The sequence below is a fragment of the Massilia putida genome (assembly GCF_001941825.1).
GTDB classification, from domain to species: domain Bacteria; phylum Pseudomonadota; class Gammaproteobacteria; order Burkholderiales; family Burkholderiaceae_D; genus Telluria; species Telluria putida.
In genome coordinates this window covers 5,488,432-5,503,375 of sequence record NZ_CP019038.1, presented here as the reverse complement: position 1 = coordinate 5,503,375, position 14,944 = coordinate 5,488,432, and the positions used below count along the sequence as shown (strand labels likewise).

Here is a 14,944-nt window from a genome sequence, read left to right as displayed (position 1 = left end):
ATTGCCGACAGTGGCCCGCAGGACACCTTTCGATATAATCGGGCCATGCCCCGATCCGCCCCTGTTTCGTACCGCGTGGCCGTCATCGCCTTCGACGGCATGACGCCCTTCCACCTCGCCGTGCCCTGCCTCGTGTTCAGCGGCCGCCCCGGCGCGGACGCGCGCTCGCGCTTCGAGCTGACCGTGTGCGGCGCCGGTCCGGAAGTACCGCTGACGACGAGCGCGGGCTTTTGCATCGTGCCGCGCCACGGCCTGGAAGCGCTGGCGGACGCCGACATCGTCGTCATGCCCGCCTGGTACGACGACTGCCGCCCGGCGCCACCCGCGCTGCTGCAGGCTCTGCGCGCGGCGCACGCACGCGGCGCCTGCATCGTCGCGCTGTGCCTGGGCGCGTTCCCGGTGGCCGAGGCGGGCCTGCTGGACGGCCGCCCGGCCGCCACGCACTGGGCCGTGGCGCCCGAACTGGCGCGCCGCCACCCGCGCGTCAAGGTCGATCCGGACGTGCTGTACGTGGACGACGGCGACGTGCTGACGTCCGCGGGCGTGGCGGCCGGCATCGACTGCTGCCTGCACCTGATGCGCCGGCTGTGCGGCGCGGACGCCGCGAATCACGTGGCACGCATGCTCGTCGTCGCGCCGCACCGGCAAGGGGGCCAGGCCCAGTTCATCGAACGGCCGCTGCCCGTGTCGAGCACCGGCGGCCGGCTGTCCGCGGTGCTCGACTGGGTGACGCGGCACCTGGCCGAGGACCACGCCATCGACGACCTGGCGCAGCGCGCGGCCATGAGCCGGCGTAACTTCACACGTCACTTCCGCCAGGCGACAGGGACGTCGTTCAAGCAATGGCTGCTGGCCCAGCGGCTGGCGCACGCGCGCTGGATGCTGGAGACCGGCGATGCGGCCGTCGAAGCGGTTGCCAGGGAAGCGGGCTTCGGGTCCGCGCTGTCGCTGCGCCAGCACTTCCGCGCGGCGCTGCAGACGTCGCCGGCGGCGTATCGCAAGGCGTTCCGTGCCGGCGCGGGTTGAACGCTGCGCCTCACGTCCCGAGCCACGCGTGCAGCATGGCCAGGTCGACCGGTTTGGTGAGATGAAAATCGAACCCAGCCCCGCGCGTGCGTTCGCGGTCGCTCTCCTGCCCCCAGCCGGTCAGCGCGACGATGCGCACGCCGGCCTGTGTGGGATCGGCGCGGATGCGGCGCGCCACCTCGAAGCCGTCCATCTCCGGCATGCCGAGGTCGAGCAGCACCACGTGCGGACGCAGGCCGGGCAACGCGGCCAGCGCGGCCGGACCGTCGTACACGGCGCGCGCCTGGGCGCCGTCCGCTTCCAGCAGCATGGCGAGCGTGTCCGCCGCGTCCTGGTTGTCGTCGACGACGAGGATGCGCTGCCCGGCCAGCGGTGACGCGTGCCCGGCGGCGGCGGCATCGGCGTCCGCATCGTGCGCGTCCGCCAGCGGCAGGCGCACGATGAATTCGCTGCCGAGGCCCGCGCCTGCGCTCCTCGCCTCGACGGTGCCGCCATGCATCTGCACGAGGCTGCGCACCATCGCAAGCCCGATCCCGAGCCCGCCCTGCCCCCGCCCGGCCGCGCGGTGCGCCTGGGTGAACATGTCGAAGACCTCGGGCAAGTGGCCGGGCGGGATGCCGATGCCGTTGTCGCGCACGGTGATCTCGACCTCGGTCCCCACGCGCCGCGCCTCCAGATCGATGCGCCCGCCCAGGTCCGTGTACTTGGCCGCGTTGTTCAGCAGGTTGGCGAGGACCTGCATGAGGCGCACGCTGTCCGCGAAGAGCGTGAGCGGTTCGTCGGGCAGGCGCACCTCCAGGTGGTGGCGTTGCTGGTCGATCAGCGGGCGGCTCGTCTCGACGGCACCGTGCACGACGTCGGCCAGCAGCAGCGGTTGCCGATGCAGCTCGATCTTGTCGCGCGTGATGCGCGAGATCTCCAGCAGGTCGTCGACGAGCTTGATCATCTGGCGCACCTGGCGGCCCAGCATCTCGACCAGGCGGTCGGCGCGGCGGCGCCCGTCCGGATGGCGCAGCAGGTGCACGGCGTTGCTGATCGGCGCGAGCGGGTTGCGCAGCTCGTGCGCCAGCACGGCCAGGAATTCGTCCTTGCGGCGGTCGGTCTCCTTCAAGGCCTGCTCGGCCAGCACGGCATCGGTGATGTCGAGCGACGCGCCGACATGGCCCACATAGCTGCCGTCCGGCGCGAACAGCGGCTGCGCGTAATTGTCGAACCAGCGCCACTGGCCGTCGCGGCGCAGCAGGCGGTCGAGGTTGCGCCAGGGCCGGCGCATGCGCACGGCATCCAGGTAGTCGGCGATGTAGGCGGGCGCGTCGTCCGGATGCACCAGCTCGTGCCAGCGCACGCCCATCACGTCCTCGAACGCCTTGCCGGTGAAGTCGAGGTAGTACCGGTTGACGAACATGCAGCGCCCCTGCTCGTCGTTCTGCCAGATCAGCACCGGCACCGTGTTCGCCAGCGTGCGAAAGCGCTGCTCCGACACCCGCAAGTCGTTCTCGATGCGTTTGCGCGCCGTGATGTCCTGCACGATGTTGACGGCGCCCGCGACCCTGCCCGCGTGGTCGCGCAGCGGCGTGATGTTGAGCAGCACGTCGATGCGGCTGCCGTCCGGCCGCTCGATGGCCAGTTCGCGGTCGACGACGGGCTGGCCGCCGGCCAGCACCTCGTGCAGCGGTGCCGTGAAATTGGCGAGCCGGTGACCGTTCGCGGCGCACGCTTCGTGGCCCCAGCAGGCCGGCGTCTCGCCGGGCGGACCACCGCACAGCCGGTCGGCGCAGGCGTTGTGGAACACGACCGCCCCCGCCGCGTCGCACGCGACGACGCCAGCCGGAATCGCGCCGATCAGATCGCAGTAGCGCTGCTCGCTGGCGCGCAATGCTTCCTCGGCCTGGCGCCGCTGGGCGATCTCATGTTCGAGCATGCGGTTATGTCCCGCCAGCACGCGCGTGCGCTCCTCCGCCGCCTGCATCAGCTCGCGCCGGACCTCGGACGCTTCTTCGAGCGTGACGATGGCCTGGTACGCGGCGGCCGCGAAATCGGCCAGGTTGCGCAACACGCGCGCATCCTCGGCATCGAACCGGTGCTCTTCCCGGTGGCTGATCACCCACACGGTCCCCAGCACGCGCCCCTCGGCGGCCCACGGCACGAGCAGGGTTTCGATCATCGGCGGGTCGAAACCGGCCATCGCTTCGAAACAGCGCTCGCCGTACCGCATCAGCATGGTTTGATTGCGGTTGACTACGACGCCGCAGGGGCTCCGCTCGAAAGCGATCGTGCCACCCAGGTGGTCCGCGAACAGCCCGGCGGCCGCCTGCCAGCGGAAGATGCGGCGGCCGTCGTATTCCTCGAGCAGGCTGATCCCGGCCGAGTCGGCGTCGCACAGCTCCAGCACGAGCTCGGCCAGTTTTTGCGGGACGCCATGGGGATCGGCGGCCAGTTGGCGGGCGAGCGCGACCATGGCGCGGTTCTCGGCCGCGTGATCGGGCGTCCGGCGCGGACGCCGTTCCAGCTCCGCCGTAATGAACACGTCGTCGAGGCAGGACGCGGCGGGTAAGGATTGGGTCTCCATCGCAGAAAAAAACCGAATGTATGGGCAATCCATGCTACCGAAAAGCACGGCGCCGCGGCGCGCTATTTGCATTGCATACGCAATCAAGCGGGGCGGCGGCCAATCCCATCTTGGCGAGCGCGAGCGTCTCGTCCGCCCCGCCCCGGCCGCCGTCGGCGACCTCCTCCACCGGCACCATCGTGAAGGGCCGCACCTGCTCGCCGAACCACTCGGCGAACATGGCGGTCGTGCGGTACATGACCTCTTCCTTGCGGCGGCGTCGACGGCCCCTTCGGGAAACGTGAAGTTTGCGAATGGCACGGGTTCCTTGCGTGGAGGCGCCGGCGACGGGTGCGCCGGTGCCTGCATTGCGGACATTCGCACCGGGCGGATACAGGGCCGCAAACCGAGCAGGCCGTTCGGCCCGCGCCAGCAATCGCCGGCCCCGTGACGCCCCGCTTGCGCTACCATACAGCCGAGAGCCACTCTTGACGCATGCATGGAACTCGAACTGATTTCGCGCCGTCCGGCCCGTCTCCGTCGCGACAGCCCGCGCCTGCTGCTGGTGCACGGCATCTGCGTGGGCGCCTGGGTGTGGGAAGAGCATTTCATGCCCTGGTTCGCCGACGCCGGCTTCGAGGTGCACGCGCTCAGCCTGCGCGGCCACGGTGCGAGCGCGGGCCGCGAACGCCTGAACGATTGGCGCCTGGCCGATTACACGGACGACCTGCGCCGCGCCGTCGCACGGCTGGACGGCGGACCGCTCGTCGTCGCCGGCCATTCGCTCGGCGGCGCCGTCGTGCAGGACTGGGTCCGCTGCGGCGGCCACGCGGCCGGCGTCGCGCTGCTCGCGTCCGTGCCGCCGTGGGGTCTCGCGTATTCGGCATGGCAGATGATGCTGTCGTCGCCCGACCTGTTCCACCAACTGGCGCGCCTGAGCTTTGCCGATGCGCAGACGCTCGATCCGGACGTCATGCGCCGCCACCTGTTTTCCGACGACCTGCCCGACGCCGACTACGCCCGCTTCGCCCGCCGCGTGCAGAGCGAATCGCGCCACGTCGGCATCGAACTGCAGGGATGGCGGCCGTTCGCGCCGATGCCCTGGCAATCGCCGCCGATGTTCGTGCTGGGCGGCCAGGACGACCGCTTCATCCGTCCCGATGCGGTGCGCGGCACGGCCACCTATTACGGCGCGTCGCCCCATCTCGTGCCGCAGCTGGCGCACGCGCTGATGCTCGATCCGCACTGGGAAGACGCGGCCAGGCCCTTGCTCGACTGGGTGCTGAAGCTGCATGCCTGAGCCATCGCGACGTGCTAGAGTAACGGCACCATGACGCACCCGCTCGACAACATCTTCTGGAACTGCCTCGACGGCCCGCACCGCCACCTCTCCACCGGCACCGACCGCGCGCGCCGCTACGCGCCCGGCTTTTCGCCCATCGTCGGCTTTCCCGATCCGCACAATCCCGACTTCGCCGCGCTGCGCCCGTTCTGCGCGCCGGGCGAACAGTTTTATTGCGACGCCTGGTCCGGTCCCGTGCCGGACGGCTGGCGCCTCGAGGCCGAGGCGACCATGTTCCGGCTCGTGTGGGATGGCCGCGCAGGCCCGGCGGAAGACCCGGCCCCGGACGCCCTGCCGCTGGGCCCGGAACACGTGGACCAGGCCATGGCGCTGGCCAAGCTGACGCGTCCGGGTCCGTTCGGCCCGCGCACCATCGAGCTGGGCGAGTACTTCGGCTGCTTCGACGACGGCCACCTCGTCGCGATGGCGGGCGAGCGCATGGCGGCCGGCGGCCTGCGCGAGATCAGCGGCGTCTGCACGCATCCCGACCACCAGGGCCGCGGCTACGCCAAACGCCTGATGCAAAAACTCGTCATGCGCCAGCTGGCGCGGGCGGACACGCCGTTCCTGCACGTGATGAGCGCCAACCGCCATGCCCACGACCTGTATCTGCGCATGGGGTTCCGCGACTGGTGCGAGACGGTGGTGCGGGTCGTCGCGCCCTGCTGATTTTTTTCGCGGGACCGATTCGTTTCGCCCGCCTGCAACGTCTATGCAGTGCGAACCCACTGTCCGGGTTCATGGAGAACCGACATGCCCACCACCCTGATCAACATCTTCACCACCGCGCCGGAAAACCTCGACCGCCTCGCGGCCCTGCTGCGGGAAGGCACGGAAGCCTGGATATCGAAAGTCCCCGGCTTCATCTCGTCCACGCTGCACATCGCCCGCGACAACCGGCGCGTCGTCATCTACGGCCAGTGGCGCAGCGCCGACGACATCGCGGCGATGCGCCGGCATCCCGAGATGCCCGCCTACTTCGAACGCGTGCAGGCGCTCGCGCAGATGGACGCCATCACCTGCGACGCCGCATCGACCGTGACCGCCTGACGCATGCCCCAACCATCCGCCCTCCTGTCGATCGACCTGGAGCGCCTGCGCCCCAGACTGCACCGCTATTGCACACGCATGGTCGGCTCCGTGCTCGACGCCGAGGACATCGTGCAGGATGCCCTCGTGCGTGCGCTGGAGTCCGCGGACCGGCCCATCGACAATCCCGAGGGCTGGCTGTTCCGCATCGCGCACAATCTGGCGCTCGACCTGCTGCGGCGCCGGGCCCGCGCGCCCGACATGCGCGACGAGGACGACGTGGACCTGATCGAGGACGCGCACGACGAACAGGCGCGCCGCGAAGCGACCTCGGCGAGCCTGCCGGCGTTCATGCGCCTACCCCCGGCGCAGCGCAGCGCGGTCATCCTGTTCGACGTACTGGATTATTCCGCCGACGAGATCGGGGACATCCTCGGCACCACCGTGCCTGCGGTGAAATCGGCCTTGCAGCGCGGCCGCGGGCGCCTGCGCGACCTGGCCGGGCATTACGACGCCGCCGGCACGCGCACCGCCCTGCCGGACGCGGAACGGCGGCTGCTGCAGCGCTACGTCGACTTGTTCAACGCGCGCGACTTCGACACGCTGCGCGAGATGCTCGCGGCCGACGTGCGGCTCGACCTCGTGAACCGGCGGCGGCTGCAGGGCGCCGCCGTCGGCGAGTACTTCACGCGCTATGGGCAGTCGCAGGGATGGGCGGCATGGCCGGGCCTCGTCGAAGGCCGGCCGGCGGTGCTGATCCGCCGGCCGGGCGGGATCGAGGCGCGGCCGGATTATTTCGTCGTCCTCGGCTGGGCGGAGGGACACGTGTCGTCGATCCGCGACTTCCTGTTCGCACGCTATGCGATGGCGGATGCGGCGTACGTATCATTGTCGATCTGATTCGCCCGCATGACACAATGTTGTCTTTTTGCTGTCACAGAGCGACCATTTTCGTTTGTTTTAATGCATGATTCCGCGAGGCCAGGAAGTCATTTCCGGCAGTGCCGAAAATGACGGCACGGTTGCTTACACGAGACCGGTGACGTAATAGAACGCGATCACGAAGAACACCGCCAGCGTCTTGATGACGGTGACGGCAAAGATCTCGCGATACGATTCCTTGTGCGTCAGCCCCGTCACCGCCAGCAGCGTGATGACCGCGCCGTTATGCGGCAAGGTATCCATGCCGCCGCTCGCCATCGACACGACGCGGTGCAGCACTTCCAGCGGGATCTGCGCGGCCTGCGCGCCCTTGATGAACAGGTCCGACATCGCCGCCAGCGCGATGCTCATGCCGCCCGATGCGGAACCCGTGATGCCGGCCAGGGAACTCACCGACACGGCCGCGTTGACGAGCGGGTTCGGGATGCTCTTGAGCGCGTCGCCGACGACGATGAAGCCCGGCAGCGCCGCGATCACGCCGCCGAAGCCGTACTCGGATGCCGTGTTCATCGCGGCCAGCAGCGCGCCGCCGACGGCCGCCTTCGAGCCGTCCGCGAAACGGCTGGACACGCGCCGGAACGCGGTCACGATCACGACGACGATCCCCAGCAGCAGCGCCGCTTCCACCGACCAGATCGCGACGACGGTCTTGATGGTGGCCGTCACCGGCGTGTGCACGCCCGGCAGGATCTCGGCCGGCACCGTGTACGCGTCGCCATACCATTGCGGGATCATGCGGGTGAGGATGAAGTTCGCCACGCCCACGACGATGAGCGGCATGATCGCCAGCGCCGGATTCGGCAGCGACGTCGACGGAATGCGTTCCGGCTCGTTGACGAGCGAATCGCCGTAGCCCTCGCCCCGCGCCAGCGCGGTGCGGCGGCGCCATTCGAGGTAGGACAGGCCCACGACGACGATGAACAGCGAACCCACGGTGCCCAGCACGGGCGCGGCCCACGACGTCGTCTTGAAGAACGTCGTCGGGATGATGTTCTGGATCTGCGGGGTGCCCGGCAGCGAATCCATCGTGAACGAGAACGCGCCCAGCGCGATCGCGCCCGGCATCAAGCGTTTCGGAATATTGCTCTGGCGGTAGAGCTCAGCCGCGAACGGGTACACCGCGAACACGACGACGAACAGCGACACCCCGCCATACGTCAGCAGCGCGCACACCGCGACGATCACGGCGTTCGCGCGCGAGCGGCCGATGTAGCGGATGGCGGCGTTGACGATGGATTCCGAAAAGCCGGACAACTCGATCACCTTGCCGAACACGGCACCCAGCATGAACACGGGGAAGTACAGCTTGACGAAGCCGACCATCTTTTCCATGAAGACGCCGGTAAACACAGGTGCGACGGCGCCAGGCGCCGTGAGCAGCACCGCGCCCAGCGCGGCGATCGGTGCGAACAGGATGACGCTGTAGCCGCGATAAGCGGCGAACATCAGGAACGCCAGCGCGGCGAGAACGATGATGAATGACATATGTCTCCTCTTTTTGATGGGGCCGATTATTATTGATCACACAAATCTTTGATATACGTAAAATTACTGTCGCAGGTCGCGCGATTGGCCTCGGTACGTCACACGCCACTTGATGTTGTAGAGCCACACATTTGCACTCCGACTGGCTGAATTCCCACGATCGTGGCCATGAAATCGTGTACAGATGTTGAGAATTTCGCAAAAGAAATGATATTTTTGAGAATGAATAGCTATAATTGTTAAATATTAATGCTGCATAAAGTCGTCGTTAGGAGAAAGCCGTGCCCGCTGTAAGTGCAGAGCTCCTGTTGATGCTGATGCCGCTCGCGGCGGTCATTGCCATTCTTCTGGGCCGCCAGCAGCAACGCCTGACGGAAATCCTCAGCGAAGGCGAGGGCATGCGCCGCGCCATGCTGACCCTGGAGGCCGTGTTCGATCAGGTGCCGGTCGGGCTGGCCGTGCTGGACCTCGAGCTGCGCTACGTGCGCACGAACCGCCTGCTGGCCGACTTCAACGGCCTGCCCGCCGAAGACCACGTCGGCAAATCGATCTACGACTTCATTCCCGAAATCGCGCCCGCCGTCGAGGACCGCGTCCGCCAGGTGGCGGCGACCGGACGTTCCATCGTCGGCACCGTCCTCGAAGGCGCGACGGCGGCGGAGCCGCACCTGCGCCGCGTCTGGCGCGAAAGCATGTACCCACTGTACGACGGCAACGACAATCTGCTCGGCGTCACGGTCGCCGTCGAAGACATCACGGAACAGCGGCGCCTGGCGGGCGCCCTGCACGAAAGCCAGCGGCGCGAGCAGCGCCGCACGAGCGAACTGGAAGGCCTGATGCAGGCCGCACCCGCCGCGCTGTTCATCGCCGCCGACCGCGAATGCCGCCGCGTCAAGGCGAATGCCGCCGCCGAACGCATGCTGCGCCTGCACCGCGGCCAAAGCCCCGTGCCGGACGCCCCGGGAGGACGCGCATTCTCGGTGTATGCCGGCGCCACGCTGCTGGCCCTCGACCAGATGCCGCTGCAGCGCGCGGCCGCCACCGGCGAAGAGATCCGCAGCGAGCCGCTGACGGTGCGCTTCTCCAACAATGAACGGCTGCACGTCGTCATCAACGCCCTGCCCCTGCGCGACGAGACGGGCGAAGTCGTGGGCGCCGTCGCCGGCTTCGTCGAGGCGCCCGCGTCGAACGCCGCGATTGACGCATGATCTGGGCATGACGACCTTCATCCCATCCACGACGACGGCCGCAGCGACGGCGGGCAGCACGAGCCTGTCCGACCTGTACGGCACCGCCGTGAAATCGCTGACCGCCCGCAGCACCGGCCTGCCGGCCATCGATGCGCAGATCCGGCACGACGATGCGCCTGTCCACGCTGGGCCGCCTCGCCAACGTGCCGGACGACGTCAAGACCGTCGCCGGCACGCTCGCGGCCAGCGGCCTGAAACTCGCGACCCGGGTCGACGGCAAGGCAATCGATGCCCGCATCACGGCGTCCGGTGCCGCGGCCGGCACGCACAAGGTCGACGTGAAGCAGCTCGCCCGGGCCCAGCAACTGTCGACCGTGCGGATGCCGTCCGCCACCACGACACCAGGGTGGCCAAGGTGTTCGCGAACGGCGGCACGGGCCTCGCGGACAAGGTCGGCGCCGGTCTCGCGCAGCAGCTGGCGACCGGCGGCACCATCGCGAACCAGGCCACGGCCGTGACGAAGGACCGCGACGCCCTCGCCGACAAGAAGACGCAGATGACGCAGGCCGTCAATGCGCAGGCCAGCGGCCTCGTATGGCGGTATGCGAATGCGGGCGCCAATGCCCTGTTCGGGACGATGCACCAGGGGCGGCCGGCGTCGGGGTTCGACTTCCTCGCCTGATCCTGTTCAGACCGTCGATTTGGCCGCGAACGCGGCCAGCCAATCCTGCAGCTGCGTCGCCGCCATCGGGCGCCCGATGCCATAGCCCTGCGCGATGTCGCAGCCGTGCTCGCGCAGCCAGCGCAGCTCGGCCGTCGTCTCCACGCCCTCGGCGACGACGGTGAGGCCCAGCGCGTGGCTGAGCATGATGGTCGACTCGACGATGGCCGCGTTGCGCGGCGATTCCGTGATCGCGGTGATGAAGCTGCGGTCGAGTTTCAGTTCGTCGACGGGCAGGCTTTTCAGGTAGGCCAGCGACGCCTGGCCGACGCCGTAGTCGTCGATCGACAGCTTGATGCCCAGCGCCGCCAACTCGTCCAGGTGCGCCTGCGCCTGCGTCGGATCGTCCATCAGCGCGCTCTCCGTGATTTCCAGGCACAGGCGGCGCGCCGGCACGGCATACGTCTCCAGCAGGCCGCGCACGCGCCGGCCCAGGTGCGGATCGAGCAGGTCCAAGGTCGACAGGTTCGCCGACACGGCGATGTCCAGCCCCGCCGCATGCCAGGCGGCGGCCTGGCGCACGGCCGTCTCCAGTACCCACGGCGTGATCTCGCGGATGAACCCCGTCTGCTCGGCGAACGGAATGAAGCGCGCCGGCGCGATGCTGCCGCGCTCCGGATGCTGCCAGCGCAGCAGCGCTTCCACCGCGACGATGCGGCCGCTCGCCAGCGCCAGCTTGGGCTGGTACGCCAGCGTGAATTCGCCGGCCGCCAGCGCGCGCCGCATGTCGCCGATCAGGGACAGCTGCTCGTGCGCGGGCTCGCCGCCCGCATCGAACGCGAAGGCGACGCCGGAATGACGGCGCTTGGCGACGGCCAGCGCCAGCTCGGCGCGCCGCAGCAGGGTACTCGCATCGAGGCCGTCGTCCGGATACAGCGCGATGCCGACGCCGGCCTCGATGTCCAGGCGCTGGCCGTCCAAGGTGACCGGGTCGCGCAGCGCGGCCAGCACGCTGTCGGCGAAGCGGCGCGCCGCGCCCAGCTCGGCCCCCTCCAGCAGGAACGCGAACTGGTCGCCCCACAGGCGCGCCAGCATGCCCCCTGGCGGCACCAGCGGCCGCAATTGGCCCGCCACGGCGCGCAGCAGGCGGTCGCCGACGAGATGGCCCAGCGCGTTGTTGATGAGGGCAAAACGGTCGATGTTCACGACCATCACGGCGCCGCCCGTGCCCGGCGTCAGGCGGCCGAACGCTTCCAGGAAGCGGGGGCGGTTCGGCAGGTCCGTCAATTCGTCGACGTAGGCCAGGCGGACGATGCGCTCCTCGCGGCTGGCGATCCCGGTGCGCATCTGTTCGAAGCTGCCGGCCAGCTGGCCGATCTCGTCGCCCTGCGCCGGCGGCAGCGGCTGCGCATAGTCGCCCAGCGCGATGCGGCGCGCGGCCGCGGATAAATCGTTCAGGGGCCGCACGATGCGGCCGGCCAGCATCACGCTGCCCGCCGCGAACACCAGCACGGCCGCCGCGATCACGCCCAGCAGCCGTCCCTGCAATTGTCCGAACGGCGCCTGCACCTGCGCGACGGGAAGCTGCAGCACGGCCTGCAGGCCGCCGTCCAGCGGGACGTCCACCGATGCGACGCCCGCGCCGTCGGCGGCCGCCGCGGCGCCGGACGACGCGAGCAGGCCCGGGCTGCCTTCGCGGACGATGTGCACACCGAGTCCGGTGATGCCGGCCATGTCGAGCGCCCAGTGGTCGTCGACGTGGAAGCCCATCGCCACCCACGCGATGCGCGTGGGCGCCATGATCGGCACGACCACCACCTGGTACAACTGGCCGTTGCGCATCCGGCGGAAGCCGGCGCTGCGCCCAAGGGTCTCGGCGGCCCCGAGCAGGTCGGGGAACGGGAACGGATCGCCGGCCGCGATACCGTCCTGCGTGGCGGCGATCATCCTGCCGTCGGTGCCGGCAACCATCATGACCTGGGCGTGGATGCGCTGGCCGTGGTTGCGGATCACGGAGCGCACGGTCGGCTGGTCCTGCGTGGCGATCGCCTCGCGGAACGCGAAGTCGGCGGACAGCACGCCGGCCGCCGTCTCGAGCTGGCGCTGGTTCTGTTCGAGCAGGCGCTGGAACATCTTGGCGCCGACGGCCAGCTCGCGCCGCGTCTCTTGTTCGACGATGCGCTCGCTGCTGCTGTGGACGAGCGCCAGCACGAACCCCATGACCAGCACGAGCAGGCCGACGAAGACGATGGCGATCCGATGCCGCAGCGATCTCGATGACATGTCAGTAGTGGTCCGGGTCTTCGGTGTGCGGCTTGGGTTCGCGCGGCCGCGCATCCAGTACGAGGGTCTTGCGCACGGGCGCGTCGCCCACGTCGATCTCGCCCGGCGCGGCCATGGCCTTCTGCAGCGGATGCCACACGCGCAGGCGATAGCGCCCTGCCGGGACGCCCGCGACGGTCGCGCGGCCATCCGCGCCCGTGCGGGCGAAGTACGGCGTATCGACGACCAGCACGTGGGCCTCCATCCAGTCATGGATATTGCAGCCGATGTCGACCTGGCCCGGCTTGTCGAACACGATGGGTTGGCCCGGCTTGCCCGCGTACAGCTTGATCTCGAAGCGCTTGGGTTCGGAGAACGAGTACACGTGGTGGCGGACCGTGTCGTTGTTGGGGAAGTCGACGCTGGTGCCGGTCTGCACGACGGTCATCCACGGGCTGAATTCGCGGCCGCGCTGCTCGATTGCCACCCCCTTCGCCGCAGGTCCTCGTGTGCGCGCGCGCGGCGGCGTGCCCGCGAGCGGCTCCACGAGCACGGCGGCGTCGGCCAGCGGGCTGCCGGCCGGCGTCTGCACGCGCACCTCGACGGGCGCAGCAAAGGCCGCGCCGGCCGCCAGCGCCATCGCCAGCACCAGCGGCGCGCGCATCACGGCTCGATCTGCAGCGCGGGCGCGATCTGCCAGACTTCGGTGGTCAGGTCGCCGTCACGGTAGGTCAGCGCGTGCCAGACCTTCATCGGCAGCTTCCCGCCGTAGCCGACCCCGGCTTCCACGGACGTGCCGCGCGGGTTGGCAAAGGCCTTCAGCTTGCCGAACGTGGCCGGACGCGGCTTGCCGTCGTTCACCGCGATGAATTTCTGCCAGACGGCGCGGATCTCGGCCTTGCCCCGGTAACGTCCGTCGAGCGGTCCGCCCACCCACTCCATGTAGGCGTCCTCGGCATAATCGCGCATCAGTGCGTCCAGGTCGCCGGCGGCGACGGCGTCGAGGTGGGCCTTCGCCTTCGCCTCATCCAGCGGTCCGGCCACGGCTTGGCCGCCGCACAACGGCAGCAGCGCCAATGACAGTATCAGGGATGCAATTTTCGTCTTGCGGATCATGGTTTCGCCTCCACGCTGGTTATTACCCCGAAAAAAGTTTCGTGTCCGAAAATCATGATTACACGGAAACCCAGTCGTGGCAACACGGCTGTGGCGCAACGATGCGCGCGCACCGAAATGATGCGGTGAATCAGCTTTCGACGGTGCTCAGCTTGCCCAGACAGCGGCGCTGGAAGTTGTCGAGGCCCGCCGTGACGAAGTCGTCGTCCTCGTCCACGACGTTCGCGTCGATCAACAGGCGCAGCTTGGAGATGCGGTCGCCCAGCGCGAGCGCCTGGGCCAGGTTCTCGTCGCCCGGATCGCCCGCATGCGCGATGGCGTCGGCGACGGGCTGCGGGAAGTCCCAGTGCTGCGCGATGGCCGCCGACAGGTTGCGGCCCTCGGCCAGCAATTGCAGTCCGAATTCGCTGGAGCCCGGCACCTTGCCGGCGTCGCAGACGCCGTCGGCCAGGCGGAAGCCGACGACGAGGCCGAGGTTCTGCATCAGGCCCGCCAGGTACGCTTCGAACGCCCCCGCCGTGAGGCCCGGCGCCATCAGGCTGGCGGCCAGCGCGCATTTCTCGGACTGGCTCCAGACCAGCGGCGCGGCCAGGCGCGTGAAGCCCGTGGACTGCAGCTTGATGATCGGCCGGAAGGCGATGCGCGCGAGCAGCATGCGCAAGCCGTTCTGGCCCAGCATCATGAGGGCCGCCTCGACCGTCTTCACGGGCGACATCGGCCGGTAATAGGCGCTGTTCGCTTCGCGGATCACTTCGGCCACGAGCACGACGTCCTGCGCCACCTGGCGCGCCAGGTCGGCATTCGACGCCTCGTCCTGCAGACTGCGCAGCAGTTGCGGGATCACTTCCGGCACGCGCGGCACCAGCCCGGCCGCGCTGGCCGGATCGCGCGCCAGCGCGCGGACCTGGTCGAGGATCCGGGTCTCGATATCGGCCGGGGCATCGTAGCCGGCGGATGCGGTCAGCCAGCGGTAGTACGTGGCCTCGATCTCGGCGACGATGCCGCCCGGCTGTTCGTCATCCTCCGCGGCCGCGGCGGCGGGCTTGGGTGCGGCCGGGTTGTCGGCGCCGCCCCGCAGGCGGTTGATCCAGTTTTTCATAACCCTATTGTAGCCTGATGCGGGCGGCGTGCGGATTACCGGGGATGGGGCGCCGAACCGGCGCGCCGCGGGCTGCTCCAGTTCCGCGCGATCGAGTGTACTGGCTGCTCTGGTCTTTGTTATGCGCGCGGGGCGCGCGCCGCCGCCTGGGGCGGCGGCAAAGTGGCGATTCGGAGAGGGCTTCGCTTGCAAGCGAAGCCCTTCGAATCCCCGATAGGCTATGAACCTTGCGAACTGGGGAGCA

General features: G+C 69.2%; 14 protein-coding genes. 7 read left to right on the top strand and 7 right to left on the bottom strand.

The features are described 5' to 3' along the window. Nucleotides 1-45: 45 nt before the first annotated feature. Nucleotides 46-1,026, top strand: a complete 981-nt coding sequence (locus BVG12_RS26650) for a GlxA family transcriptional regulator (RefSeq protein WP_075795035.1) — start codon at nucleotides 46-48, stop codon at nucleotides 1,024-1,026. A gap of 10 nt (nucleotides 1,027-1,036) precedes the next feature. On the opposite strand, the gene BVG12_RS26645 is transcribed toward BVG12_RS26650, so the two are convergent. Next, entirely contained in the window at nucleotides 1,037-3,595 is a 2,559-nt protein-coding gene (locus BVG12_RS26645; protein ID WP_075795034.1) for a hybrid sensor histidine kinase/response regulator, read from the bottom strand. A gap of 34 nt (nucleotides 3,596-3,629) precedes the next feature. Then, nucleotides 3,630-3,833 carry a hypothetical protein gene (locus BVG12_RS26640; RefSeq protein ID WP_229503721.1) on the bottom strand — a complete coding sequence of 68 codons (204 nt, stop codon included), beginning with the start codon at nucleotides 3,831-3,833 and terminating at the stop codon, nucleotides 3,630-3,632. Between the two features lie 240 nt (nucleotides 3,834-4,073). Between BVG12_RS26640 and BVG12_RS26635 the strand changes: the two genes are divergently transcribed. From BVG12_RS26635 to BVG12_RS26620, 4 genes are all read left to right on the top strand, one after another. Next, nucleotides 4,074-4,874, top strand: a complete 801-nt coding sequence (locus BVG12_RS26635) for an alpha/beta hydrolase (RefSeq protein ID WP_075795033.1) — start codon at nucleotides 4,074-4,076, stop codon at nucleotides 4,872-4,874. A gap of 30 nt (nucleotides 4,875-4,904) precedes the next feature. Beyond that, nucleotides 4,905-5,585 (top strand): GNAT family N-acetyltransferase, encoded by a 681-nt coding sequence (locus tag BVG12_RS26630; protein WP_075795032.1) that lies wholly within the window; start codon nucleotides 4,905-4,907, stop codon nucleotides 5,583-5,585. Between the two features lie 84 nt (nucleotides 5,586-5,669). Continuing rightward, nucleotides 5,670-5,966, top strand: a complete 297-nt coding sequence (locus BVG12_RS26625) for a putative quinol monooxygenase (RefSeq protein ID WP_075795031.1) — start codon at nucleotides 5,670-5,672, stop codon at nucleotides 5,964-5,966. Between the two features lie 3 nt (nucleotides 5,967-5,969). Further along, nucleotides 5,970-6,845: a sigma-70 family RNA polymerase sigma factor gene (locus BVG12_RS26620; RefSeq protein ID WP_075795030.1), complete on the top strand. Its 876-nt coding sequence runs from the start codon at nucleotides 5,970-5,972 to the stop codon at nucleotides 6,843-6,845. A 126-nt stretch (nucleotides 6,846-6,971) separates the two neighbouring features. Here the strand turns inward: BVG12_RS26620 and BVG12_RS26615 are convergent, their stop codons facing one another. Then, nucleotides 6,972-8,372: a GntP family permease gene (locus tag BVG12_RS26615; RefSeq protein ID WP_075795029.1), complete on the bottom strand. Its 1,401-nt coding sequence runs from the start codon at nucleotides 8,370-8,372 to the stop codon at nucleotides 6,972-6,974. 281 nt (nucleotides 8,373-8,653) lie between these two features. On the opposite strand from BVG12_RS26615, the gene BVG12_RS26610 reads away from it, so the two are divergent. Then, nucleotides 8,654-9,580, top strand: a complete 927-nt coding sequence (locus BVG12_RS26610; protein ID WP_156895748.1) for a PAS domain-containing protein — start codon at nucleotides 8,654-8,656, stop codon at nucleotides 9,578-9,580. A 7-nt stretch (nucleotides 9,581-9,587) separates the two neighbouring features. Continuing rightward, nucleotides 9,588-10,244, top strand: coding sequence for a hypothetical protein (locus BVG12_RS34610; protein ID WP_169926840.1), 657 nt, complete (start codon nucleotides 9,588-9,590; stop codon nucleotides 10,242-10,244). A gap of 6 nt (nucleotides 10,245-10,250) precedes the next feature. Here BVG12_RS34610 and BVG12_RS26600 read toward each other — a convergent pair whose 3' ends face one another. The 4 genes from BVG12_RS26600 to BVG12_RS26585 all read right to left on the bottom strand — a co-directional run bounded on the left by BVG12_RS26600 (nucleotide 10,251) and on the right by BVG12_RS26585 (nucleotide 14,700). Then, nucleotides 10,251-12,506, bottom strand: a complete 2,256-nt coding sequence (locus tag BVG12_RS26600; protein ID WP_075795026.1) for a putative bifunctional diguanylate cyclase/phosphodiesterase — start codon at nucleotides 12,504-12,506, stop codon at nucleotides 10,251-10,253. Between the two features lies 1 nt (nucleotide 12,507). Further along, nucleotides 12,508-13,149, bottom strand: coding sequence for a hypothetical protein (locus BVG12_RS26595; RefSeq protein ID WP_075795025.1), 642 nt, complete (start codon nucleotides 13,147-13,149; stop codon nucleotides 12,508-12,510). Beyond that, on the bottom strand, nucleotides 13,149-13,601 hold the full coding sequence (locus BVG12_RS26590; RefSeq protein WP_075795024.1) for a nuclear transport factor 2 family protein: 453 nt from the start codon (nucleotides 13,599-13,601) through the stop codon (nucleotides 13,149-13,151). Before BVG12_RS26590 ends, BVG12_RS26595 begins: the two co-directional genes overlap by 1 nt. 130 nt (nucleotides 13,602-13,731) lie before the next feature. After that, nucleotides 13,732-14,700, bottom strand: a complete 969-nt coding sequence (locus BVG12_RS26585; protein ID WP_075795023.1) for an HDOD domain-containing protein — start codon at nucleotides 14,698-14,700, stop codon at nucleotides 13,732-13,734. Nucleotides 14,701-14,944: the final 244 nt, after the last annotated feature.